This window comes from Pseudomonas sessilinigenes, from assembly GCF_003850565.1.
In the GTDB taxonomy this organism is placed as follows: Bacteria; Pseudomonadota; Gammaproteobacteria; order Pseudomonadales; family Pseudomonadaceae; genus Aquipseudomonas; species Aquipseudomonas sessilinigenes.
Genome location: NZ_CP027706.1, coordinates 2,905,028 through 2,929,138, shown reverse-complemented (window position 1 = coordinate 2,929,138; position 24,111 = coordinate 2,905,028). Strand labels below are relative to the sequence as shown.

Annotated in this window: 14 protein-coding genes; 8 read left to right on the top strand and 6 right to left on the bottom strand. The window is 62.0% G+C overall.

The genetic code is table 11. The features are described 5' to 3' along the window. Positions 1–19 precede the first annotated feature (19 nt). Entirely contained in the window at positions 20–1,516 is a 1,497-nt protein-coding gene (locus C4K39_RS13735; RefSeq protein ID WP_124346684.1) for a condensation domain-containing protein, read from the bottom strand. After that, positions 1,513–6,012 (bottom strand): non-ribosomal peptide synthetase, encoded by a 4,500-nt coding sequence (locus tag C4K39_RS13730; protein WP_124346683.1) that lies wholly within the window; start codon positions 6,010–6,012, stop codon positions 1,513–1,515. The genes C4K39_RS13735 and C4K39_RS13730 overlap by 4 nt, the downstream gene beginning before the upstream one ends. A 373-nt stretch (positions 6,013–6,385) precedes the next feature. On the opposite strand from C4K39_RS13730, the gene C4K39_RS13725 reads away from it, so the two are divergent. Genes C4K39_RS13725 through C4K39_RS13715 form a run of 3 tightly spaced genes read left to right on the top strand, consistent with a single transcriptional unit; the run spans position 6,386 to position 12,737 of the window. Next, positions 6,386–8,569, top strand: coding sequence for a penicillin acylase family protein (locus tag C4K39_RS13725; protein WP_164487282.1), 2,184 nt, complete (start codon positions 6,386–6,388; stop codon positions 8,567–8,569). Positions 8,570–8,577: 8 nt separating this feature from the next. After that, the gene (locus tag C4K39_RS13720; RefSeq protein ID WP_124346681.1) at positions 8,578–10,407 is read left to right on the top strand and encodes a non-ribosomal peptide synthetase; all 1,830 of its coding nucleotides are present in this window, start codon (positions 8,578–8,580) and stop codon (positions 10,405–10,407) included. Next, positions 10,404–12,737 (top strand): 7-cyano-7-deazaguanine synthase, encoded by a 2,334-nt coding sequence (locus C4K39_RS13715; protein ID WP_124346680.1) that lies wholly within the window; start codon positions 10,404–10,406, stop codon positions 12,735–12,737. Before C4K39_RS13720 ends, C4K39_RS13715 begins: the two co-directional genes overlap by 4 nt. Here the strand turns inward: C4K39_RS13715 and C4K39_RS13710 are convergent. Continuing rightward, on the bottom strand, positions 12,734–13,684 hold the full coding sequence (locus C4K39_RS13710) for a pentapeptide repeat-containing protein (protein WP_124346679.1): 951 nt from the start codon (positions 13,682–13,684) through the stop codon (positions 12,734–12,736). The genes C4K39_RS13715 and C4K39_RS13710 overlap by 4 nt on opposite strands. Positions 13,685–13,753: 69 nt before the next feature. Between C4K39_RS13710 and C4K39_RS13705 the strand changes: the two genes are divergently transcribed. Continuing rightward, positions 13,754–15,544 (top strand): ABC transporter ATP-binding protein, encoded by a 1,791-nt coding sequence (locus C4K39_RS13705; protein WP_124346678.1) that lies wholly within the window; start codon positions 13,754–13,756, stop codon positions 15,542–15,544. An 83-nt stretch (positions 15,545–15,627) separates the two neighbouring features. Here C4K39_RS13705 and C4K39_RS13700 read toward each other — a convergent pair whose 3' ends face one another. The 3 genes from C4K39_RS13700 to C4K39_RS13690 form a co-directional block, all read right to left on the bottom strand. Then, positions 15,628–16,263, bottom strand: coding sequence for an MBL fold metallo-hydrolase (locus C4K39_RS13700; protein ID WP_124346677.1), 636 nt, complete (start codon positions 16,261–16,263; stop codon positions 15,628–15,630). Between the two features lie 286 nt (positions 16,264–16,549). Continuing rightward, positions 16,550–16,996 (bottom strand): ribonuclease HI, encoded by a 447-nt coding sequence (rnhA, locus tag C4K39_RS13695; RefSeq protein WP_124346676.1) that lies wholly within the window; start codon positions 16,994–16,996, stop codon positions 16,550–16,552. Between the two features lie 106 nt (positions 16,997–17,102). Beyond that, positions 17,103–17,861 (bottom strand): class I SAM-dependent methyltransferase, encoded by a 759-nt coding sequence (locus tag C4K39_RS13690; RefSeq protein ID WP_068589008.1) that lies wholly within the window; start codon positions 17,859–17,861, stop codon positions 17,103–17,105. A 65-nt stretch (positions 17,862–17,926) separates the two neighbouring features. Between C4K39_RS13690 and gloB the strand changes: the two genes are divergently transcribed. From gloB to C4K39_RS13670, 4 genes are all read left to right on the top strand, one after another. Continuing rightward, on the top strand, positions 17,927–18,694 hold the full coding sequence (gene gloB / locus C4K39_RS13685) for a hydroxyacylglutathione hydrolase (RefSeq protein WP_124346675.1): 768 nt from the start codon (positions 17,927–17,929) through the stop codon (positions 18,692–18,694). 99 nt (positions 18,695–18,793) lie between these two features. Then, complete coding sequence (locus tag C4K39_RS13680; RefSeq protein ID WP_124346674.1) at positions 18,794–20,221, top strand: LysM peptidoglycan-binding domain-containing protein; 1,428 nt, start codon at positions 18,794–18,796, stop codon at positions 20,219–20,221. A gap of 213 nt (positions 20,222–20,434) precedes the next feature. Next, complete coding sequence (locus C4K39_RS13675; RefSeq protein ID WP_124346673.1) at positions 20,435–22,264, top strand: extracellular solute-binding protein; 1,830 nt, start codon at positions 20,435–20,437, stop codon at positions 22,262–22,264. Next, positions 22,261–24,111: an extracellular solute-binding protein gene (locus C4K39_RS13670; RefSeq protein WP_124346672.1), complete on the top strand. Its 1,851-nt coding sequence runs from the start codon at positions 22,261–22,263 to the stop codon at positions 24,109–24,111. Before C4K39_RS13675 ends, C4K39_RS13670 begins: the two co-directional genes overlap by 4 nt.

The window sequence follows — 24,111 nt, the reverse complement described above, 5'->3', positions numbered from 1 at the left end:
CAAAGCGAATGACTGCAACCTAGAACTCAGCGTCCAGATCATCATTGAATGTCGTGACGACCGGCTCGGCTTCCATCGCCAGTTCAGAAACGAGTTGATCGGGATCGGCGATGATCGAGACGAGCAGGCGCTGGTAGTGATCGGCCAGGCGCTTGCAGGTACGTGCGTCGAACAGGTCGCGGCGGTAGCCGAGCCAACCGGTGATCCCCTCGGGCGACTCATAGAACTCGATGAGCATGTCGAACTTGACCGACAGGCTGCCAGCCGCGAACGGCTCGATGACCAGGCCCGGCAGGTGGAGGGGCGGCTTTTGGGTGTTCTGCAGGATGAACATCACCTGGAACAGCGGGCTACGGGCGGCATCCCGATCGGGGCGCAGGGTTTCAACCAGTTTCTCGAAGGGCATCTCATCATGGTTGAAAGCCCCCAGAGCCGATTCACGAACGGCATGGGCGACCTCACGAAAGCTCATTTGCGGCTGCACCGCCGATGTGATCAGCAGCGTGTTGGCGAAAAACCCGATCAGGTCCTCGGTCTCCGCACGTACCCTGCCGGCCGTGGGCGAACCCACCGTGATGCTGCTTTGCAATGATTGCCGGTGCATGACCACGCAAAATGCCGCCAGCAACATCATGTACAAGGTCACCGAGCACTCCCTGGCACATGCATTGATGCCATCGGCCAGGGCTCGGTCAAAGAGCATGTACTCGAAGCCGCCCTGCTCGGTGGTGGATGGGCTCGGCAACCGGTCGAACGGCAGTACCAGATCCTCTACCAGCTTCAGTCGCGGCTGCCAGTAGGCCATTTGCCGTGCCATGGCCGGACCGTCCAGGCGGTCTATCTGCCACTCGACAAAGTCTCCGAACCCCACCTCCAGTGGCGGCAAGTCGGGTTGCTTGTCCAGCATCCTCGCCGCCACGCAGGCCGAGAAGTCGCGGGCGAAGACCCCCATGGACCAACCATCGCTGACGATGTGGTGCATGTTGATCAGCAGGAAATGGTGATCCGCGGCCAGCCTCACCAAACTCAGGCGGACCACCGGGCCATGGTGCAAGTCGAAGGGCCGGTCGGAGATCTCGAACAGCAGCTCACGGGCCCTGGCCTCCAGGGCATCGCTGTCGGGCTCCGAGAGCTCGATCAGCTCGATCGTGCAATCGTTATTTTCCCTGACGACCTGCACCGGCCCTTGCGCAGTGTTGTGGAAGGTCACCCGCAGGCTCTCGTGCCGGGCGACCACGTCCTTGAATGCCTGTTGAAACACCTCGAGATTCAACGGCCCATGCAAGCGCACGCATTCAGGCATGTTGTACATGGTACTGGCGGGGTTCAACTGATAGATGTACCAGAGACGCCGCTGGGAAAATGACAGGCTGAATCGTTCATTGTTCTTGCGCCGTGGAATTTTCACTCGCTGGGCCTTGAGACGCTCGCCCACGGCCTCGAGGAAAAGCTGTCTTTGTGCAGGGCTCAGGGCCCGTAATTTGTCTTGCAGCAACTCTTGGCGATCCATGCTCATGGCGTCTCCGCGGCAAAGGCCCGGCGCATGGATTCCGCCTCGCCAGGTTCCAACAGGCTGATATCCCCTACCTGGGCCAGGGGGTTGTCGGCGATCTGCAGCAGCGTTCGCTCCAGGCGCGCGGCGAACTCCCCCATCCGGCCCGCCTCGAAGCGCTCGCTGTCGTACACCAGGCGCACGCCATAACCGTGATCGGAGGCAAAGATCTCGACCAGCAGGTCGAACTCGGACACACCGCTGTCGACCGCGACAGGCCGGGCCGGCAGCCCGCCAAAGGTAGTGGCGCCGCCCATCATGTTCTGCATGACGATCAGGATGTTGAACAGCGGATTGCGCCCACGCTCTGCGACCATGTCCAGTTCCCTGACCATCTCGTCCAGAGGCGCGCTGGCATGGATCGAGGCCTCGAGCAATGTTGCTTGCAGTCGGCGCATCAGGCCTTCCAGAGGCTCGCCTTCATCTATCTGCAAGCGAACGGGCAAGGCACGGGCGAACAGGCCCACGACGCGTTCCATTTCCGGCTGGGTGCGCCCCGCGTCCATGACGCCAAGACAGATGTCATCCCCTACCCCGTAACGTTGCAGAACGATGTAGAAACCCGCCAGCAAGGCAACGAAAGGGGTCATTGCCCGGGCCGCCGCCACCCGCTCCAGGTGGCCTCGCAGGCTCGCATCGAGCTCAAGGCGCAAGTGCCCGCCGCGAAACCCCGGGCTCGCCTGGCAATGACGGTCCGCGCTCAGGCGGGTCGGGCGAAGCTGGCGCAATTGCCCGAGCCAGTAGTCCAGGTCGGCGCGCCGCTGAGGCGTACCCGCTTGTTCGATCTCATCGGCGACATAATCCAGGAAATCCAGCCTAGCTTGAGGCTGGGGCACGACCTCGGTGCCGGACTCCAGAGCGCTGTAGAGCGCACTCAAGTCCTCCACCAGGATGCCAAGCGACCACTCATCCACCAGCAAGTGATGAACGACCAGGGCACAAACCGAACTCAAGGCCGACTCGCGCAGCAGGACGAAACGCAGCGGCGGCCCCTGGTCCAGGGCCAGGGGCTCTCGTGCCAGTTGCGCCAGGGCCGGTTCGATCTCTGCCACCGCCCAGGTCTCCAGCTCACGCTGAGGGCCAGGCAGGACCCGCTGCTGCGGTGCCCCGGCAGACTCGCGAAAGAGGGTGCGCAGGGCACCATGCTGCTGTTGCAGGAGATCGACCGCGCGGCTGAGCAACTGCACATCCAGCGGTCCATCTATCTGCAACGCGCACGTCAGCTGGAACGCTCGCCGGGCCTTATCGGCGTGACTGATGAACCAGAGCTGGCGCTGGGACGAGGAAAGCCCGCGCCACACCGTGCGGTCGACCACCGAGGGGGCCGGTCGCAGGCCTCCGGCATGCTCGCTGACAAGCTGCTCGACCCTGGCGGCATAAGCCCTGAGGGTCGGCGCACGGAACAACTCCACCAAGGCAATCGAGGTACCAAACTGCCGATTGAGCAAGGAAGTGACCGCCACGACTTTCAGGGAATGCCCACCCAAAGCGAAAAAGTCATCGTCCTGGGCGACGCCACGCACCCCCAGCACCTTGTTCCAGGTGGCCTCGACCACTTCGCTGAGCGCCGAGCGGTGAGGACGCCCGCTCGACGCCCGCGCACCGTGAACGGGGCTCGGCAGCAGCTTGCGCTCGACCTTGCCGGCCGGCGAAAGCGGCAGGCGGTCCATCACCACGATATGCGCCGGAGCCGTTCCAGGTGGCAGAACACCTGCCGCCACGGCGCGTATAGCCTCCTGTTCAACCGGGCTGGAACACACCACGTAGCCGACCAGGTCATGGCCACCCTCGCCGTCCGGCCAGAGTTTCGCGGCAGCGGCGAGCACCGCCGGGTGCCGGTACAGGGCCGCTTCAATCTCCGCCAGTTCCATGCGGATGCCACGCAGCTTGAACTGGCCGTCGCTGCGTCCCAGGTAACGCAAGTGCCCCTGTGCGGTGACCTGCACCGTATCCCCGGTGTTGTACATCAACTCGCCCGTTCCGGCGGCAAAGGGATCGGCCACAAAAGCCGCCTCGGTAGCCGCCTGGCGCCGGTGATAACCCAGGGCCAACCCTCGTCCGGCGAGAAACAGCCGGCCTCGCCCTCCCAGCGGAACATGCCGGCCGCGGGTATCCAGGACATAAGCGCGCATGTTATTGACCGGCGTTCCCAAGTAGATCTCCGGGTCCTGGGCCCCGATCCGCTGGACCAGGGCCCAGATGGTGGTTTCCGTCGGCCCATAGACATTCCACAGCTGGGCGACACGAGCGAGCAGCAACTGCGCCAGGCTGCGATCCAGTGCCTCGCCTCCGCACCAGGCACGCAGATGCTCGGCCCCTGCCCAGCCAGCCTGGAGCAACAGCCGCCACAGGGCCGGAGTGGCCTGCATCACGGTCGGTTCCGTGCGGGCGATCAGCTGTGCCAGTCGTTGCGGATCTCGCCCCACCTCGCTCGGTGCAAGCAACAACAATGCCCCACTCCACAACGGCCCAAGGACTTCCAGCAGGGAGATATCGAACGACAGGGTCGTCAGGGCGAGAAAGCGGTCCCGGGCAGTCAGTCCCGGTACCTGGGTGAAACTGATCAGCAGGTTTTCCAGGGCCTCGACCGGAACCACGACGCCCTTGGGTTGCCCGGTGGACCCGGAGGTATACATCAGGTAAGCCGCGCGCTCATCGAGCAGTACGCTGCTGACCGCCAGGGCCGGTGCAGCGATCAACCGGCCCCATGCATCGAGTTCCAGGCGCTGCGCCTCACAGTCCGGCAAGCGGTCATCAGCGGGGCCAATGATCAATCCGGCGCCACTGTCCGCCAGCAGGTAATGCTTGCGCTCCAGTGGCAGGCAACGATCGATCGCCAAGAACGGGCATCCGACCTCAAGCAGCGCTAACAACGCAACCACCTGGCTAGCATCGCGTTCCAGGTGCGTGGCCACCAGATGGCCCGGTTTCAGGCCCAGTACCCGCAACTGGTCGGCCAACGCCCTGCTGCTGCGTACCAATTGATCGGCTTGCAGGCCGGCATCGGTCCCCCAGTGCAGGGCCATCGACGCTCCGCGTGCGGCCAATCGCTCCAGCAACTGCGCACCCAGGCTGCGGGGCCCCAGGACCTGCGGCGGGCCTTCCCAACAAACCGCTGCCTGCGACTCCAGCAGTTCGCCGATCGGGCGCTGCGCATGGATCGCCAGGGCCAGTGCATAGGCCTCCATTCTCTCCAGCAGCGCGGCTACCGTACCCTCCTCGACCTGAGCGGCGTTGTAGGCTATTTCCAGCTTCAGGCACGAGTGGGGAGCCACCATCAGGCTGATGGGATAGCTGGTGCGCCAGAATGCCCGGCGATCCTGCACGCTGATGCCGTGTGCGCCACCTTCCTGCAGCGGCGGCAGGTTCTCGAACACCACAACGGTCTCGAACAGGGCCTCGCCCGCAGACAGGCCGGCTATGTCGTGGATTTCGGTCAAAGGCAACCGCCCGTTATCCCAGGCCAGGGTGGAAGAGGCCTGGACTTGCTGGAGGAACCGGTCGGCGGTGGTGTCCGGATCGCAGGGCAACCGGACAGGCACGGTGTTGACCATCAGCCCGACCATGTTGTCGACCCCTTGCAGATCGGCCGAACGGTCAGCGACGACCCACCCGAACGTCACATCCTCGCACAGGCTGAAGTCGCGCAATGTCAAGGCCCAGGCCCCCTGGATCAACGTCGCCAGGGTCAGGCGACGCGCTGCGACGGCCTCGCTCAATCGCCGGGTATCCGCCTCTGACAGCAGGCGCTGGAGCCGACGTGGCTGGCGTTCGACGGCTAACGCCTGGGGCTGCAGGAACGGAGGGCTGGAGAGCGGCGCCGGCTCGGCAAAGACCGTCCTCCAGAACTCCCGCGCCTGCTGGGTGTTGCGCTTCTGGACCCAACCTACATAAGCCTTGAACGGTTTGGCGGGCACGGGTTTGCCAGTGAGATAGGCATCCATGACCCAGCCCAGGAGAATGGTGGCCGACCAGGCATCGAGAATCAGATGGTGGTAGGTCCAGACGAAACGCAGTCCACCGTTCCCGAGCAAGAACACCGCCATCCTGTGCAAGGGAGGACGTGAAAGGTTGAAACGGCTGGCCCGATCGCGTTCAAGATAGGCCTCGAACACGCACTCCTGTTCCGCGTGCTCCTGATGGCTGCAGTCGACCACCGTCCATTGCAATGCGACATCGCGCGTCACGATCTGCATGGGCGGAGAGACATTACGCCACGCAAAGGCCGTTTTCAGCACATCGACACCCGCCACAACCCGCTCCCAGGCCTCGCGCCAGCGCTGGGCGTCGACACCATCCAAGCGACAGGACACCTGCACCAGGTAATCACACTCGGCACCGTCCTGAAGCGAGTGAAACAGCAGGCCCTCCTGCAAGAAGGTCAGCGGATAGATGTCTGCCGCTTGCACTTTCGCCGACGAAGACTGGGGATTAACCGTGGGGTTGAGCTGGTCGGACATTGCTTTCACTGCTCCTTGTGGTCCGGGTGCATCGTCCAAAGAGCTAGGCGGCCGTTGAACGTCTTTCCACACAACCCAGGCAATAACGGTCAGAACACAGTTACCAAGCAGGAAAAGTAGTCCAGTTTTAAAAAAAGAAAATTTTTATCCGTCCGTCCCCCACTACTGCCGGTGGCAAAGGCGTCACTTGAACCTCGAACCGCAAAGCCTCCCTCCCTCGTTGGCGCGATTGAAAATCATGTACTAGCATCGTTCAACTCCCGCAGCCAGGCCTCGGGCCTGGCTTGAAGCGCCCCTGTCATGCGCTCAGGTCGCGATGGGCCGGCGGGTCATGGATGGATCTGGCAATGAGTGTCACAGGGAGGTGCGATTGATGGGTCCATTCAACAGCCTGCTCGCCGCAGTTTGCCTGCTCCTGTTATTTTCCCCCTTCGCACATGCCAGCCCTGCCCAAGACCCGATCCCGATCACCTGGGACATCTGGGGCGTTCCCCATATAGAAGCCCGCACCGAGGAGCAACTGGCCTATGCCGTGGGCTGGGCGCAAATGCGCGCCAACGCCAATACAGTGCTCAGCCTCATGGCCCGCGCACGTGGGCGCCTGGCCGAAACCCCCGGAACACTGGGCGTCGAAAAGGCCCTGGCGCAAGACATCTGGGTACGGCAGATGGGGGTCGCACAAACCGCCAGCCTTTGGCTGACACAACAGCGGGACACAGAACGCGCGGTCCTGGAGTCTTTTGCCAGGGGCATCAACGATTTTGCAGCCAATCATCCTGAGCAAATCGACGCACCGTTACGCAGCGTGCTGCCGATCCGGGCCGTTGACGTCCTGGCACGCCTGGCCCATGTGCTGTTATACGAATTTGCCACCTCCCCGGGCATGATCGCTGCCGATACCCAGGCATGGGCCAGTGGTGCTGTACCGGCTGTGGCCGAGGTGCAGAACCGCGGTTCCAACGCCATAGCCATTGCGCCAGGCAAATCCGCCGGGAAGGCCCTGTTGTTGAGCAACCCGCACCTGCCCTGGTCCGAACTGGTGCGCTGGTTCGAATACGAATCCATCACCCCTGACAATCGCTTCTACGGGGTGAGTTTTCTTGGCCTGCCCATGCATGTGATAGGTTTCAGCCAGGCGCTGGGCTGGACCCACACCGTCAACCCCATGCACAGCTACTACCTCTATGAACTCGCGCTGCAAGGCGATGGCTACCTGCTCGATGGCAAGCGCACCGCCTTCTCGACCCGCGTCGAAACCGTGCGCGTACGCCTGCCCTCCGGGCAGTTCGAAGAAAAACGCATAGAGGTCCGCGACAGCCTTTTCGGCCCGGTGATCGCCCGGGACAAGCAACGCGCGCTGGCACTCTGGGTAACTGGGAAAGACGCTGCACATACCGTGTCCCAGTACCGAGAGATGGCACGCGCGCAGAACCTCGACGAGTTCAACCAATCGCTGGCGCAGCAGCAGATTGCGGTCTTTTCCATCATCTATGCCGATCGCAATGGGCAGATCGCCTATTACTTCGGTGGCCGCAACCCTTCTGCCCAGTACCCGATCCCCAGGGCATCGCTCTTGCTGGATGGGCGAAAAAGCAACCAGCTGTGGACCGCAGTCCTGCCCCTGGACAAGCTGCCGCAGATCACCACCCCCCAAAGCGGATGGCTGCAGAACGCCAACGACCCACCCTGGACGGCCACCCTGCCCAATACCCTGGTTCCAAGCCATTACCCGAAGGGGTTGGTCAACAGCCAGTTCGTCAACCTGCGGGCACAACGCATCATCGAGTACCTCAAGCCTGCACGATCGACTGACTTCAACGCCTTGGTGAACCTCAAGCTCGATACCGGCTCCGAGCTGGCCACACGCACCCTCGATGACCTGATTGCAGCAGGACGGCGTTCCACGGACTCCGAGAGCCAGGTAGGCGCGCAGATCCTCGCTCGCTGGGACCGCGCGATGAATGCCGGCAGCCGTGGCGCGCCGCTGTTTCAGCAATGGGTGAAAATGATGCCGGGCGATGACAGCATATTTACCGTGCCCTTCAATCCTCAGGACCCTCTGGCCGGCCCTCGCGGCCTGGCCGAACCGGCAAAAGCCGCAGCGACACTCGCCGATGCCGTCCGCCAGCTGCGCAAGACCGGGGCCTCCCCGGACATTGCCTGGGGCGAACTCTACAAGTTACCTGGCGCTCGACTGCGACCCGGCAACGGCGGGCCCGATCCGCTGGGACTGATCCGGGCCACCTATTTCGACGACTCCCCTTCCCCCCTCGAACACATTGCCAACGGTGGCGATGGCTTCACCGCCATCGTGCAATTCGATACCCCGCCCCATGCCCGAGGGCTGCTGGCTTATGGCAACTTCACCGAGCCCTCGCCGCAAGGAGTGCGCAACCAGATGCAACTCTATGCCGACAAGCATCTGCGAACGCTATTGCAACTGCCGCTGTCACGCGACGACATCACGCTCAGCGAAAGACTCCCATACTCGCCAGCCCGCCTAGTGCGTGGCGCGGACCTCACGAATCCCCCTGTGCCGACCACGACTGAGAGGTAACCTCGCTCATGACGATCAACGCTGCGAAAATCTTTTCCGCACTTGCCAAACAGCATCCTGAGCGCGTTGCCCTGTCGAGCGTGACAAGCGACCTGAGCTATGGCGCCCTGGATCAATGGTCCGATAGCCTGGCAGTGGAGTTGCGAGACCGCCTGGGCCCGGCGAGCGGTACCGTGGTCATCCTGTCCTCGGAGCCCGCGCAGGTGATCGCGGCACTCATAGCGACGATGAAAGAGACCCTGGTCTTCGTCCCCCTGGACCCACAGACACAACCGGCCCGGCTCTACACGGCCATCGACAACGCAGACCCCCTCGCCATTATGTGCGACGCCGCTGGCGCGGCCCTTATCCAGCAGTTGGGTATCCACGAGTCCGTCGCGCTCATCGACATCGGGGTTCCTCGTAGCGCCGATACCCCGCGCCAGGACACGCTCGAGGAGGACCCCGAGGGCCCCTGCTACATCTACTTCACCTCCGGCTCCACCGGTGAACCCAAAGGCATCCTGGGGCGCTTGAAAAGCATCGCGCACTTTGCCAGATGGGAAGCCCGGGCATTCGACCTGGATGCATCCGTGCGCTGCACCCAGTTCACCACGCCCGCGTTCGATGCCTTCTTGCGTGACATCTTCACGCCGTTGAACATCGGCGGAACGGTCTGCCTGCCACCGGACCGCAACCTGATGGCCGACGCAGAGCGACTGATCAACTGGCTGGACAGCGCCGCAGTGACGCTGGTGCATACCACTCCTGCGATCTTGCGCATCCTGCTCAATGCCTTGCAGAACCGTGCGTGGCGCCCTGAGACACTGAAGCGGATCTGTGTCGCAGGCGACGTATTGCTGCCTATCGATGTCAAGCGGTTCTTCGACGCCTTCGGTACTGAGGTCGAGCTGATCAATTTCTATGGCCCATCCGAAACCACGATGATCAAGCTGTTTCATCGTGTTGAACGCAAAGACGCAGAGCGGGCCAGTGTTCCGGTGGGCAAGCCGATCGACGGTTGCCGGGTGCTGGTCCTCGACAGCCGGCAAAAACCCTGTGGGGTCGGCATGATCGGCGAGATCTACATTCGCACGCCGTTCAAGAGCCTGGGTTACTACCAGCGACCCGACCTGACATCGGAAGTCTTCGTCAGCAACCCGGTGAGCGGCGATGCCGACGACCTGGTCTATCGCACCGGGGACCTGGGACGGATGCTCGACGATGGCGAACTCGAATTCATTGGCCGTCGCGACCGGCAGATCAAGATCAATGGGGTTCGCGTCGAACTGGGAGAAATCGAGAACGCCTTCCGCCAGCACTCCAGCGTCAGGGACGTTGCCATCGTCGAGCGCAAGCTGAACGAGGGCGGCAACGAACTCATCGCCTATCTGGTCACCAGCCCGGAGGTACCCGAAGCCGAGCTGCGCCGCTTCCTGAGCGAGCGCTTGCCGATCGCGATGATCGCCAGGCACTTCAGTTTTCTTCCGGTACTGCCGCGCACCGTGACCGGCAAGATCAACTACAGCGCCTTGCCCGAGATCACTGCACAGGTCATGGACAGCGCCCAATACGTAGCGCCACAGACCCCGGTTGAAGTCACGCTGGCGTCGATCTGGCGCGAGCTGATGCAGATCGATACGCCAAGCGCCACCGCCAACTTCTTTTCCGTGGGTGGGCACTCGCTTCTCGCCATGCAAGTGCTGTCGCGGGTAGAGGCCGCCTTCGCCATCAACATTGCACTACGCGACTTCCTCGACGACCCGACCATCAAGGGCCTGGCCGCCAGGATCGAAGCCGACATCCTCACGGCGACGGCCGACGATGACGAACTGTTGCAACTGTTGGAGCAACTATGAAAGGTCCAGCCCAAGATCCGGCGCAACAGGCGCTCAGCCAGGCCGAGCTGAATACTCTGGAACAGCTTGTCCTGTCCTGCGGATTGGTGAGCGACGTGGCGATGGCCCACTCGCCGCGCTCCGTGACCGCCAGTCGTTGCAGCCGTTGCGCCATCTCGACGCAAGTCACGGGAATCCGCCTGGACCATGAGGGTGTCTGTAGCGAGTGCCGTCGTTACGACCGCTATAAAGAGCGCCTGGACCTGTACTTCAGCGACCGTGCCACGCTACAGGGGATCGTCGACGCCAATCGCCCGCACAAGCGTTCCGATATCGACTGCATGCTGCTGTTCAGTGGCGGCAAGGACTCGACTTATGTTCTCCACCAGCTGGTGGACATGCAGCTCAAGGTGATGACCTACACCTTCGACAACGGCTTCATCTCGCGCCAGGCGTTCGACAATATCGCCCGCATTACCAGCGACCTGAACATCGAGCATGTCACCGGCACTCATGCGCAGATGCGCGAAGTGTTCCGCGAAAGCCTGCAACGCCATAGCACCGTCTGCAAAGGCTGCTTCAAGGCGCTTCTGGATCACAGCCTGGTGCTGGCCGACCAGCGTGGCATCAACCTCATCTTCACCGGGATGTCCCGTGGCCAGATCGTCGAGGAGCGCCTCAGGTTCTTCCATGACCGGAATATCTTCGACCCGCAAGTCATCGACGCCAAGCTCGCCGAGGGTCGCAAGATCTACCACCAGGTCGAACGCTATGCCGGTCTCGACGGCAGGGCCTTCTATGACGACTCGATTTTCCAACGAACCCAGCTGATCGACTTCTATCGCTACAGCGATGCGCAAAAAAAGGACATCTACGATTACCTGAGGAACAGCCAGGCTGGATGGCAAGAGCCGACGGATACCGGGTTCTGCTCATCCAACTGCTTGATAAATGATGTCGGGGTTGCCGTCCACGGGCTGGAAAAAGGCTTCTCGAACTACGAGATACCCACTGCCTGGGAAGTGCGCCTTGGCCACCTGGACCGAGAGAGCGCGATAGCCGAGCTGGCCGGCGTCTCCGATGATGAACGGGTCACGAAGATCCTGAAGTCCATCGACTACCTGCCGACCCCGGCGCAGGACGCCCCCGCCGAGGTCGAGGTGTTCGCCGTACTGAACAAGGGCGCCAGCATGGCGGACCTGGATCGCGCCGTCAGGGCCCGGTGGCCACGCCAGGATGTGCAACCCAAGCTGATCAGGGTTGCCCTCATCCAGCGTGACGACCAAGGCAGGCCCATTGCCGAGGCGCTGGCGCCACAGATGCTCCCCATCGAGATACTCCCGACCAAGCGTCAATGCGAACTCTCCCCAGCCCAACGGCAGTTGCTGCAAACCGCGGGCGACCCGCGTGAAGGCTGGCTGACACGAGTGATCTGCAGCCGCGAACCCCTGGATCAGAACCTGTTTCGCAGGGCACTGTTCCAAGTGTTGACACTGCATCCCTCGCTGCGCCTGCAGTTAAGTCGAACCGACACCGGCATCGAGGGCCATGTCGCGCCCATCCCCAGCAACCTGCCGTTGATCTGGGCCGACCTGTCGAGCAAATCCCGGGAACAACGCCAAGCGCTGCAGGCCCGGTTGCCAGAGGCCTTGCTGTCGAAGGTAGGCGACGGGCTCGATCAGCCATTGCTGCTGTTCGCCGTAGCCTCCCCCAACGCCCAGGGACACAGCACGATCGCCATCGCCATGCAGCGCCTGGTCATGGATGAAGCCTCCTGGTCGATCCTGCTCCATCACCTGGAATGGTTCTATCGCCTGATCGCCACCGATACCCAGCCCAGGTTGCCAATGCCACGCTCCACCGATTTGCCCGAACCCGAGTTGCCCCCATGGGCAGGTCTCGGGGCAGGATCCGCTGCGCGGCCCACCCGGCAACTACTGCACGTCGACGAGAGCGATGGCCTGGCCCTGGCCCAGGCGATAGCCAAGGCCCTGGCCCCCAGTCCCGTCAGCCTCTTGCGCTCACTGCGCCAGGGCGACGATCAACGCATCGGCCACGTGACTGGCCAGGAGCAGCGTTGGCGAGGCGACGACCCGCAGGTGGTCATCGTGCTCGAAGAGCAAGTGCTCGGCACCGACACATTGTTCCAGGAGCAACGCCAGATGTCCGGCCTGGCCATCGCGGGCGACAGGAGCTGGTTGTCGATCCGCCGCACGAGCAGTGGCTTGCACCTGTGCTGGAGCATGGACGATAGCCATCCGCAGGATGTCTTGCTCAATGATGTCATCCAGGCTCTATGCTCCCCGGAACCTGAGTCCCGGGGAGACATTGAACAGGCTATGAGGGGCTAGATGAGTCTCAGGGCGAGGGTTTTCGAGCTGCCAGCCTGCAACTGGTCCACGGCATCGAGGCCCGACGCGAGCTTGAACGAGTCATCGAGTTTGGCACCGGAGAAATTGGCTCCGGCCACCTGGGTTTTTTCAAGGCTGGCACCCAGCAGGTCTGCACCTTGCAGGTTGGCGCCAATCAGTTGCGCGCCATCGAGCTTGGCACCGGCAAGGTTGCAGCCCTGCAGGTTGGCGTTGCTCAGGTTGACCCCGGACAGGTCGGCACCCGACAAATCAGCGTGGCCAAGGAAGGCGTTGCTCAGGTCGGCGCCGGCCAGGACCACTTCGGTGAACCGGGTCTTCTCGAAGTTCGCACCCACCGCCTTGATGCTGGACAGGTTGACGCCATGGAATAGCGAGTTGGTGAAAATGCCGTCCGAGAAATCGGCTCCCGAGAAATCCGTCGAGTCGAATCGCGATTCACGAGCCACGGCCCCTACCAGGGTCGAGGAACGGAAAGAACCACCGGCGACCTTCGAAGTGAACAGGCTGGCCTTGCTCAGATTCAGCCTGTCGCCCTTGCACCCTGACAACAGGGTGTTGGTGATGGTCGCGCCGCTCAGGTCGGCATCAGACAGGTCGCTTTCGTTCAGTCCGGTGTCGACAAAACTTGAGCTGGTGAACACCCCTTTCGCCAGGTTCGCCTTCGTCAGGTTGGCCGAGTCAAAGAAGCAGCCGTCCCAGCGAGCAGCACTCAGGGAGGCGCCGGACAAGTCACTCTTTTTCAAGTTGGAATACGACACTCGGGTGCCGGACAGATCAAGACCCGCTAGTTTGACACCTCCAAGTTCGAATCGGAGTTGCCCAGAGCTGCTCTTACTGCGCAGTTCGCCTGCAATATCAGCGACTGCTCCCAGATTAGAAACCAACGACTGCTGCAAGTTTTTCGGATCAGGAAAGTTGTTGTTCATGGTTATCCCTACCTATGAGTGTCAAGTTTTTTCCAACTAATACTTTTTACGCCCAAGGAGTAATAGCATATGACCTCTTACCCGCCACTCGCGCGCACACCGCTCGTCTACTTACGGCAGATGCTGAGTGAAAGCGGGGCATTGCGCATTGGCTTGATGGCTGCATTCACAGCCTTGGGTACCCTGCTGGAGAGTTCCACTCCCTTGGCGTTCGAGCACGTGATCAATGGCCTGGCGGGAACCGACGAAGCCGCACGCGCCACTGCCATTCAATGGTTCATCGGGCTGATCGCCTTGAGTGGCGGGGCCATGGTGTTCTTCAGGCTCTATCAATGGGTCGACATCAGGGCGAGCGCAGACCTGCGCGCGCACGTCCAGAAACGACAAATCGCCTATTTGCTGAATCGCTCTCCCGCCTCGCTGCAACAGCGTCAGAGCGGTGCCTTGGTGGAGGCGATAAAACGCTCAAGTTACAACTGCGTTACATTGATTCAGCTGCTGACTTTCGATGTCGTCAACATGTTAGTGGTGATACTTAATCTCAGCCTGATCCTTTATATAGCCGATAGCACTTATGCCTTGATGATTGCAGCCTGGCTTGTTATCTACATGCTCGGCACGACCTTCTTTGCCTTTCATTGTTTAAATCTGGGCCGCCAGCAATTCATCGCTTCGGGCCACTCCGCGGGACAGATTGGCGATGTATTGAGAAACTTTGAAACCGTGTTCTCCTATGGCGCGATTAGCCGTGAAAACGCTTTCCTGGCGACCGGGCTGGACGAGGAGCGGCACAGGACCCGCCTGCTACGGCGCTACGTCCTGCTGATGCGCATATTCTCCAGCGTCGCGGTCTTCAGCCTGTTCGCCGGAATGACCGCCCTGGCACTTGGCGATGTGCTGAGCGGCGAACGCAACGTGGGAGCCTTCGCCCTGGTCTTCACCGCCACCAACATACTGGTGATGACCGTTTTCGACCTGTCACGCAACTTGATCACCTTCTACGAAAACCTGGGGTCGCTCGACGGTGCGCTCGAGTTCATTCTCCAGGACGATCTGGCACCTGCCTCCCTGGTCGGGAACAGCGCACCGCCCCCCCAATACCCGCCGGTATCCGGCCGGATCGAGTTGAGCAAGGTCTGCTTCAACTATCCCGGAGAGCCACCCTTGTTCGAGAACCTGGACCTGGTCATCGATAAAGGGCAGAGAATTGGCCTGGTCGGTCCTTCCGGGGCAGGCAAGACCACCCTGATTCGCTTGATACTCGGCCAACTGTCTCCCAACAGCGGCAAGATCTTGATCGATGGTGTCGAGTTGGGCGCGCTTGATCGACAAGCCCTCAGTGAAAAATTCGCGGTGGTCAGCCAACACGTCGGCCTATTCAATCGCAGCGTGCGGGACAACATTACCTACGGGGCGCCAGAAGCCGATGACGAAGCCGTGCTGCGCGCGGCCCGAATGGCATCGGCAGACACCTTCATCGCGCGTCGGGCCCTGGGGCTCGATACGCCGGCCGGGGAAAACGGCGACGAGTTTTCCGGAGGCGAACGCCAGCGCCTGAGCCTGGCCCGCGCCCTGTTGAGACCTGGCAATCCGGTGCTGATCCTGGACGAGGCCACCAGTGCCCTGGACACCGCGTCGGAACAGGATATCCAGGCCGCCATCGCCAATGCCATGAGCAACCGTACCGTCATCGCGATCGCTCATCGGATCTCCACCGTCAGCGACATGGATCGGATCATCTACCTGGCAGGAGGCCGTATCGTGGAACAGGGAAGCCATGCCGAGCTGCTGGCCGACCAGGGCTGCTATGCGGACATCTGGAGCAGGCAGAGCCGATACTCCATGCGTATCGACGCCTGAAACACGGCGGGGGCCAAGGCCGGCTAATGGCGGCCTTGGCCACGGGCCCGGAGGGCCCGGACACAATCAACAGGTCGATTGCATCAGCCTTTGAGCAAGCTACTGATGGCTTGATCCAGCAGGGCATTCCTGTCTGCCGCACCTACTTTCCTGCACGGATTGCCCGTACAGGCAAAGGAGTTCGAGACGATATGGTCGAACGCGATGTCCTTGAGCAAGCGCAGTGATTCTGCGAGCTTTTTCCGGCTCGGCGGCGAAACCCAGTACTGCCACCCCTGGTCCACCGGCACCAGGGTGTCGCCGATGAACAGGATTTTCTGTCCTTCATTACTCCAGAGATAGGCAAACGCGCCCTGGGTATGACCTGGTAAAGGAATGATCTGAAGGTCTTCAGTCAATGACTGGGCCGTGAACGGCAACGGGTTGCCAATCTCGAACCCCTTGGCCTGCAGGACCTTGGCCTCCACACGGCTACAGGTCAGCGGCACATTGAAATGCCTGGCCAGCACGACCGTGTCGGCGCTGACATGGTGCCGGTCACCTAACAGGATGGCCGAGACGCCCCCTTGTTTTTCGATCTCGGAAAAAAAACCGCTGATATCGGCCTTGGTGGCAAACAGCAGATTGCCTGTTGGCCGCCTGGCCAGGAAGGTAAAGGGGGTCGGCTTGGCGACGGCTTCATGCCTGAGCAAATAAAGGTTTGGCAGTACCTGCTTCATTCCATTTCTCGAACCGTTGCAGTCCTCGGGGCACAGCCATCGCAACGATGGATTGGAACGGGCGCGATGGCGGCGAGCTGCATTGTGTATAGCAGGCCTTGGCATGCTGTCAATGCAGCTGCGCCCTATGGGGCAGGGCTCGGATCAACGCAGAAAAAACCTGCAAACAGGGTCGTCAGCAGAGCAAGAAAGGCAAGGCCTGATACGCCACAACCAGGCCAGCGGCGCCTTGACGCCGCAAGGCAAGGCCCCCTGGAGCCGCTTTGCCCGGCACAAAGGATCACATCTACTTTTGGCTTCGAACGTCATCCACGCCACGGTTGGCCAACTGATCGGCACGTTCATTGCCATGATGCCCCGTGTGGCCACGCACCCACTTCCAGGTGACGTTATGCCGGCTCACCTGTTCATCGAGCTGTTGCCACAGGTCGGCGTTCTTCACCGGCTCCTTGGCGGCGGTCTTCCAGCCGCGCTTCTTCCAGTTGACCATCCACTCGGTGATGCCCTTCATCACGTATTGCGAGTCGGTGATCAGTTGCACGTCGCACTGACGCTTGAGCTCCTGCAACCCTCGGATTGCCGCCATGAGTTCCATGCGGTTGTTGGTGGTGTTGGCTTCGCCACCCCAGAGTTCCTTCTCGACGCCCTTGCACACCAGCAGCGCGCCCCAGCCACCCGGGCCAGGATTGCCCTTGCAGGCACCGTCGGTAAAGATTTCTACGCTATCGCTCATCCACGCCTTCCATCAAAAATTGCCATTGGCCCGCCGGCGACCACCGACGGCACCCAGGCCGGGTGAGCCCGGCCCATCTATATAAAGAGAGGTTTGCTACAGGTGCTCAAGGTTCAACATTGCGACGATTGACCTTGGCCAGGGGCATTGGCACCAGCTTGCCCATCGGCTCGCGGCGCACTTGGCGCACGGGGCGCAAGCCCACCGCGATCTTGCGCGCCACCAGCAGGTAGAAGCCGCCTCCGGACAGTTGCCAACGCCCTGCCCTGCGTTCCCAGCCCGCCAGCCGCGCCTGCCATGCAGGCGAAGCAAGCGGCGGACGATAGCACCCGAAGCGGCGTTTCTCCAGCGCGAAGCCCAGCAGGTTGAGCCAGTCGCCAACCCGCGAAGGCGCGATGCAACGGGCCCGGCGCAAGCCGTCATGGGCGAACGCCCGGCGCAGGCCCCAGGTGCTCCAGGGGTTGATGCCAATAATCAGCAGGTGGCCACCCGGACGTACGCTGCTGGCCGCCTCGCGCAACAGGCCATGGGGCGACAGGGAGAAATCCAGGCCATGCTGCAGCACCACCACGTCGGCGGCATGCTCGCTCAGGGGCCAGGCCTGTTCCTCGCAGACGATCTCGACCCCGGGCAACGGAGCCCCCAGGCGAACGTTGCGCTGGACTTGGGGCGCCGTCGGCGGAGGCTGGGCCGACGGCCCGTAGTGCACCAGGTAGCCGCCGAAAAAGCGCCCCAGTTCCTCCTCGAGCATGCGCCGCTCTTCGTCCAGCAGGAATTGCCCAAGGGGCCCGGACAGCCAGTCCCGGGCGGCACCGATCAGGGCCAGCCAGTCAGGATCTGCCTGAGCGAAGGCTTTATCGGTCATTGCATTCTCCAACACGCCAGGAAGTTCTAAGATGCGCCATTGTTTTCCGCTTGGCGAATCCGAAGATGATACAGATCAGTGCCCTGCCCGCCTTCACCGACAACTACATCTGGTTGTTACAAGATCATCGCAACCACTGCTGCGCCGTCGTCGACCCGGGCGATGCATCGCCCGTACTGGCTTGGCTGGAGCAACACCCCGGGTGGCGCCTGAGCGACATCCTGATCACCCACCATCATCACGATCACGTCGGTGGCGTCGAACGCTTGAAACAGCATAGCGGTGCCACGGTCCACGGCCCCGCACGGGAAAAGATCCCCGCTCGCGACAATGCCCTGGACGACAACGACCAGCTCCAGATCCTGGGCTGGGACTTCACCGTGCTCGCCGTGCCCGGCCATACCCTGGGGCATATCGCCTACTACCATCGCGGCCTGCTGTTCTGTGGCGACACCCTGTTCGCCGCCGGTTGCGGCCGGCTGTTCGAAGGCACCCCCGAACAAATGCACCATTCCCTGAGCCGCCTGGCGGCCCTGCCGGACGACACCCTGGTCTACTGCACCCACGAATACACCCTGGGCAACCTGCGCTTCGCCCAGGCGGTGGAGCCGGATAACCCGGACATCGCCCAGCGCCTGGAGAAGGTGGTGCAAATGCGTGAGCAAGGCGTCATGACCCTGCCATCGACCCTGGCCCTGGAGAAGCTGACCAACCCATTCCTGCGTACGGGTGAAACATCTGTTAAACAAAAAGCAGACGAACGGAACGGCCAGGATAACCCGTCCCAGAGTGCGGTCTTTGCGGCGTTGAGAGCCTGGAAAGATAAATTCTAAGAGGCCCCGGCATTGGCATAGAAATTCTGAATGGTTGACCGCACTCCGGGTGCTTTCTAGAATCGCCCGACATTTTTGCCCGGAACTTACTTCCAGCCAATGTCGTCATTTATTCGTTACTCCATCAGTTCAGACGCATTGACGCGCTTGGCCCAGGCCATCGCGGTAGCTGTGTCAGCGACTCTTGCGGGCTGCCAAAGCACCGGCCATGTCCCGCAGAGCGACGCGACACACACTCCGAATCTCAACGCCCGCATCAAGCAAAAACCCATCTGGCTCGGCAAACAGCCCAGCCCGCAAGTACCCCAGGACGTCTGGGAGCGCATGCGCCAGGGCTTCCAGTTGCAAGAAGGCTTGGGCGTCAACCCGCGTATCGAACAACAACGCCTCTGGTTCGCCAGCAACCCCTCCTTCCTGGAGAACGCCGGCGAGCGCGGCAGCCTTTATATCCACTACATCGTCGAGCGCCTCGAAGAACGCAACATGCCGCTGGAGCTGGCTCTATTGCCAGTGATCGAAAGCGCCTACAACCCACTGGCCTATTCCCGGGCCGATGCCGTGGGTCTGTGGCAATTCGTCCCGGCCACAGGTCGTTCGTTCAACCTGCGCCAGACCCGCTTCTACGATGGTCGGCGCGACATCACCGCCTCGACCACCGCGGCCATGGACTACCTGACCCGCCTGCACGACATGTTCAACGGCGACTGGCTACTGGCCCTGGCGGCCTACAACGCCGGTGAAGGCACCGTGAGCCGGGCCATCGAGCGCAACGAGAAGCTTGGCCTGCCCACCGACTACTGGAACCTGCCACTGCCATCGGAAACCCAGGCCTACGTACCCAAGCTACTGGCCCTGTCCCAGGTGGTCATGACCCCCGAGGCCTATGGCGTCAACCTCAATCCCATCGCCAACGAACCCTACTTCCAGGTGGTGGAGATCAACCAGCGCATGGACCTGTCCAAGGTCGCGGCGGTGGCCAACATCGACGAGGACGAGCTGTTCCAGCTCAACCCGGCGTTCAAGCAGCGCATGACCGTCGATGGCCCGCAGCATCTCCTGGTGCCCACCTCCAAGGCACAGCTGCTGACCACCAGCCTGTCGACCATGCGTCCCGAAGAGCTGATCAGCAAACGCTCGCTCAAGTCGGTCTTCGCCAGCGATGAAGGCCGCGACTCGTTGCGCAAGCGTGCCTACCGGGTCAAGCGCGGCGACAACCTGGCGTCGATCGCCAAGGCCAACCGGGTCAGCGTCCAGGAACTGCAACGCTGGAACAAGCTCAACGGCAAGAATCTCAAGGTCGGCCAGACCCTGGTCATGCAGGACACCCGCAAGGCCGTCGGCAAGAAGACCGCCGTGGCCAGCGTCGAGAAAAAGAAATCGACCCAGTACAAGGTCAAGCAAGGCGACTCGCTGTACATGGTGGCCAAGCGCTTCAACGTCGAGATGCAACACTTGAAGCGCTGGAACCCCCGCGCCGGCCAGGCCCTGAAGCCAGGCCAGGTGCTCACCGTCTACCTGTCTCACTGAGCGACAGGCCCGACACCCGACACCAGCAGTCAAGCCCTGCGACACTGACTGCCCGACACGTTGCGACGCCCCGATCCAGGGGCGTCCAACGCTCACCGGAGACAGGCTCCGGCATCCGGCAGGCCCCCGCCAGAACAAGCTTTTTCCAACCGATACAAGCTGTTACTGTACCGAGCACAAAGCCCAAGCCGTCTGGATCGGATCTCTGACTCGATGCGTCCCCTGCTTCTGCTCTTCATCAGCCTGGCCTTGAGCTTTCCCGCAAGCGCGACGATCACTGAAAGTCATGGTTATGCGCAATTCGGCACGCTCAAGTATCCGTCCAGGTTCACCCACTTCGACTGGGTCAATCCCGCTGCGCCCAAAGGCGGCACCCTGCGGGTCATGGCCTTTGGCACTTTCGACACCCTCAATCCCTACACCTTCAAGGGCACCAGCCCTGTAGCCACGCCGAACTTCCTGCAGTACGGAGTCAACGAGCTCAACGAGCCCCTGATGGTGGGCACGGGCCTCTATGCTCCCTCCGGCGACGAGCCCACCTCCAGCTACGGCCTGATCGCCCGCTCGGTGGAGTACAGCGAAGACCGCAGCTGGGTGGTGTTCAACCTGCGGCCCGAGGCCCGCTTCCACGACGGCATGCCGATCACCGCCCGGGACGTGGCGTTCTCCTACCGCCTGCTGCTCAAGGAAGGCCATCCGCAATACCGCACCAACCTGCAGGAAGTGCAGCGGGTCGACATCCTCGGCCCACAGCGCATCCGCTTCGTGTTCAAGCGCGCCGGCAACCCGCTGCTGATCCTACGCCTGGGGGAAATGCCGGTACTGCCCCAGCATTACTGGAAGGACCGCGACTTCAAGGCCACCACCTTCACCCCGCCCCTGGGCAGCGGCCCCTATCGCATCACCCAGGTGCAGCCCGGGCGGCAGCTGGTGTTCGAGCGGGTCAAGGATTACTGGGGCAAGGACCTTGCGGTCAACCGCGGGTTCGCCAACTTCGATCGGGTCGAGGTGGAGTTCTACCGCGACAGCGACGTGGCGTTCGAGGCCTTCAAGGCCGGTGAATTCGATATCTACATCGAACACCAGGCCAAGAACTGGGCCAGTGGCTACGACTTCCCGGCGGTACGCCGTGGCGAGGTGATCAAGGCCCAGGTAGCGCACCAGATCCCCACCCAGACCCAGGGCCTGTTCATGAACACCCGGCGCGCGACCTTCGCCGATGTGCGGGTACGTGAAGCCCTGGGCATGATGTTCGACTTCCAGTGGACCAACCGCACGCTGTTCAGCGGCGCCTACCAGCGCGCCCTGAGCTACTACCCCAACAGCGAGTTCTCCGCCACGGGCATCCCCCAGGGCCGCGAATGGCTGCTGCTTTCACCCTATCGAGAGCAGTTGCCAGCCAGCCTCTTCACCCAGCCCTTCAGCTTGCCGAGCACCGACGGCCGCGGCATCCCGCGCCAGACCCTGCGCCGGGCCCTGGGGCTGCTGGGCGAGGCGGGCTGGAAGCTCAACGGCCAGCGCCTGCAGAACAGTGCCGGGCAACCGCTGCGGTTCGAGCTGATGCTGGTCAATCCCAACCTGGAACGCATCCTCCAGCCCTACGTGGAGAACCTGGCCAGCATCGGCATCGACGCGCGCCTGCGCACCGTCGATCGCGCGCAATACAAGCAGCGCCTGGACCAGTTCGACTACGACATGATCCTCATGACCCTCAACCAGACCCTGAGCCCGGGCCTGGAGCAATGGCAGTACTTCCACTCAAGCCAGGTCGCGGTCAAGGGCAGCAAGAACTATGCAGGCATCAACAACCCCATCGTCGACCACCTGCTGGAGCAGCTCCTGGCGGCCCAGAGCCGTGACGACCAGCTGGCCGCCGGCCGGGCCCTGGATCGGGTGCTACTGTGGCAGCACTACATGATTCCCAACTGGTACCTCAACTATCACCGCCTGGCCTACCGTAACCGGTTCGCCTTCGTCACCACGCCGCCCTATACCCTGGGGCTGAGTGCCTGGTGGCTGAAGCCTATGGAGAAAGCGCAATGAAACCTTCTCGCGCGCTGCGGCAATTGTGCCTCGTGTTCATGGGTGGCCTTGCCTGCTGGGCAAATGCGGCACCGCAGCATGGCCTGACGCTGTATGACGAACAGCCCAAGTACCCGGCAGACTTCCAGCACTTCGACTATGTCAACCCTAACGCCCCCAAGGGCGGAACCTTCCGAGAAGCCGCCTCGGGCAGTTTCGACAGCCTCAACCCCTTTCTCATCAAGGGTGTACCGGCCAACAACCTCAGCCTGATCTACGACACCCTGGCCCGTGAAAGCCTGGACGAGCCCGTCGCGGAATACGGACTGATCGCCGAAAAGATCGAGAAGGCCCCGGATAACAGTTGGGTGCGCTTCTACCTGCGTGAGCAGGCCCACTTCCACGACGGTCATCCCATTCGCGCCGAGGACGTCGCCTTCAGTTTTCGCACCCTGATGAAAGACGGCTCGCCCAAGTACCGCACCTACTACTCCGACGTGGCGGACGTGATCGTCGAGAGCCCCTTGCGAGTCCGCTTCCAGTTCAAGCACACCAGCAACCGTGAATTACCCTTCATTCTGGGCCAGTTGCCGGTGCTGCCCATGCATTGGTGGGCCACGCGCGATTTCTCAAAAGGCAATCTGGAAGTGCCCCTGGGCAGCGGCCCGTACAAGATTCTCGACGTCAAGCCCGGACGCTCGATCCGTTATGAACGGGTCAAGGACTACTGGGGCGCCGATTTGCCGATCAACCGCGGGTTCTACAATTTCGACTATATGGTTTCCGACTACTACCGGGACAACAGCGTAGCCCTGGAAGCCCTCAAGGCCGGACAGCTTGATTACTGGCTGGAGATCAGCGCAAAGAACTGGGCATCCGCCTACAACATCCCAGCCGTGGCCCAAGGGCGACTGATCAAGGAGCAGATTGCCAACGGCAACCCCACCGGCATGCAGGGTTTCATCTTCAACCTGCGCAAGCCGATGTTCCAGGACATCCGCGTACGCCAGGCCATCAGCCTGTTGCTCGACTTCGAATGGACCAACAAGCAGTTGTTCAACAGTGCCTACACGCGTACGCGCAGTTACTTCGAGAACTCGGAAATGGCCGCCACCGGCCTGCCCGGTCCAGAGGAGCTGCGCATCCTCGAACCCTTTCGCGGCGCACTCCCAGCACAGGTCTTCGAGCAGTCGTTCCAGCCTCCCGTCACCGATGCCAGTGGCATGATCCGCGCGCAACAGCGCCAGGCCTACCAACTGCTGCAAGAGGCCGGCTGGCGCATCGTCGATGACAAGATGGTCGACCCCCAAGGCAACCCTCTGTCCATCGAGTTCCTCTTGGCCCAAAGTGAATTTGAACGCATTCTGCTGCCGTTCAAGCGCAACCTCGCGGACCTGGGCATTGACCTGGTGATTCGCCGGGTCGACGTCTCCCAGTACATCAACCGCCTGCGCTCGCGGGACTTCGACATGCTCGTTGGCAGTTTCCCGCAGTCCATTTCTCCCGGTAATGAACAACGCGAGTACTGGATGTCCTCCAGCGCCGACAACCCTGGCAGTCGCAACCTGATCGGGCTGAAAGACCCGATCATCGACGACCTGGTGGAAGGCCTGATCAACGCCGACTCCCGAGCCAGCCTGGTGGCCCATGCCAAGGCCCTGGACCGGGTCCTGCAATGGGGCTACTACGTGATCCCCAACTGGCACATCAAGACCTGGCGCGTGGCCTACTGGGACCACGTGAGCCATCCACAGGTCGCGCCCAAGTACGACATCGGCGTCAGCACCTGGTGGATCAAGCCCGATGCCAAGCCCGCCGTGGAACCGGCACCAGACCACCAGGCGGCCGCGGCCGAAGCGGTGCAATAA

Bases quoted from the DNA above. Each gene is read 5' to 3' on its own strand.
- rnhA (WP_124346676.1), bottom strand. From the start codon at position 16,996: ATGAGCGATAGCGTAGAAATCTTTACCGACGGTGCCTGCAAGGGCAAT.
- gloB (WP_124346675.1), top strand. From the start codon at position 17,927: ATGATACAGATCAGTGCCCTGCCCGCCTTCACCGACAACTACATCTGG.
- C4K39_RS13680 (WP_124346674.1), top strand. From the start codon at position 18,794: ATGTCGTCATTTATTCGTTACTCCATCAGTTCAGACGCATTGACGCGC.
- C4K39_RS13710 (WP_124346679.1), bottom strand. From the start codon at position 13,684: ATGAACAACAACTTTCCTGATCCGAAAAACTTGCAGCAGTCGTTGGTT.
- C4K39_RS13670 (WP_124346672.1), top strand. From the start codon at position 22,261: ATGAAACCTTCTCGCGCGCTGCGGCAATTGTGCCTCGTGTTCATGGGT.
- C4K39_RS13705 (WP_124346678.1), top strand. From the start codon at position 13,754: ATGACCTCTTACCCGCCACTCGCGCGCACACCGCTCGTCTACTTACGG.
- C4K39_RS13675 (WP_124346673.1), top strand. From the start codon at position 20,435: ATGCGTCCCCTGCTTCTGCTCTTCATCAGCCTGGCCTTGAGCTTTCCC.
- C4K39_RS13715 (WP_124346680.1), top strand. From the start codon at position 10,404: ATGAAAGGTCCAGCCCAAGATCCGGCGCAACAGGCGCTCAGCCAGGCC.
- C4K39_RS13730 (WP_124346683.1), bottom strand. From the start codon at position 6,012: ATGTCCGACCAGCTCAACCCCACGGTTAATCCCCAGTCTTCGTCGGCG.
- C4K39_RS13690 (WP_068589008.1), bottom strand. From the start codon at position 17,861: ATGACCGATAAAGCCTTCGCTCAGGCAGATCCTGACTGGCTGGCCCTG.
- C4K39_RS13720 (WP_124346681.1), top strand. From the start codon at position 8,578: ATGACGATCAACGCTGCGAAAATCTTTTCCGCACTTGCCAAACAGCAT.
- C4K39_RS13700 (WP_124346677.1), bottom strand. From the start codon at position 16,263: ATGAAGCAGGTACTGCCAAACCTTTATTTGCTCAGGCATGAAGCCGTC.
- C4K39_RS13725 (WP_164487282.1), top strand. From the start codon at position 6,386: ATGGGTCCATTCAACAGCCTGCTCGCCGCAGTTTGCCTGCTCCTGTTA.
- C4K39_RS13735 (WP_124346684.1), bottom strand. From the start codon at position 1,516: ATGAGCATGGATCGCCAAGAGTTGCTGCAAGACAAATTACGGGCCCTG.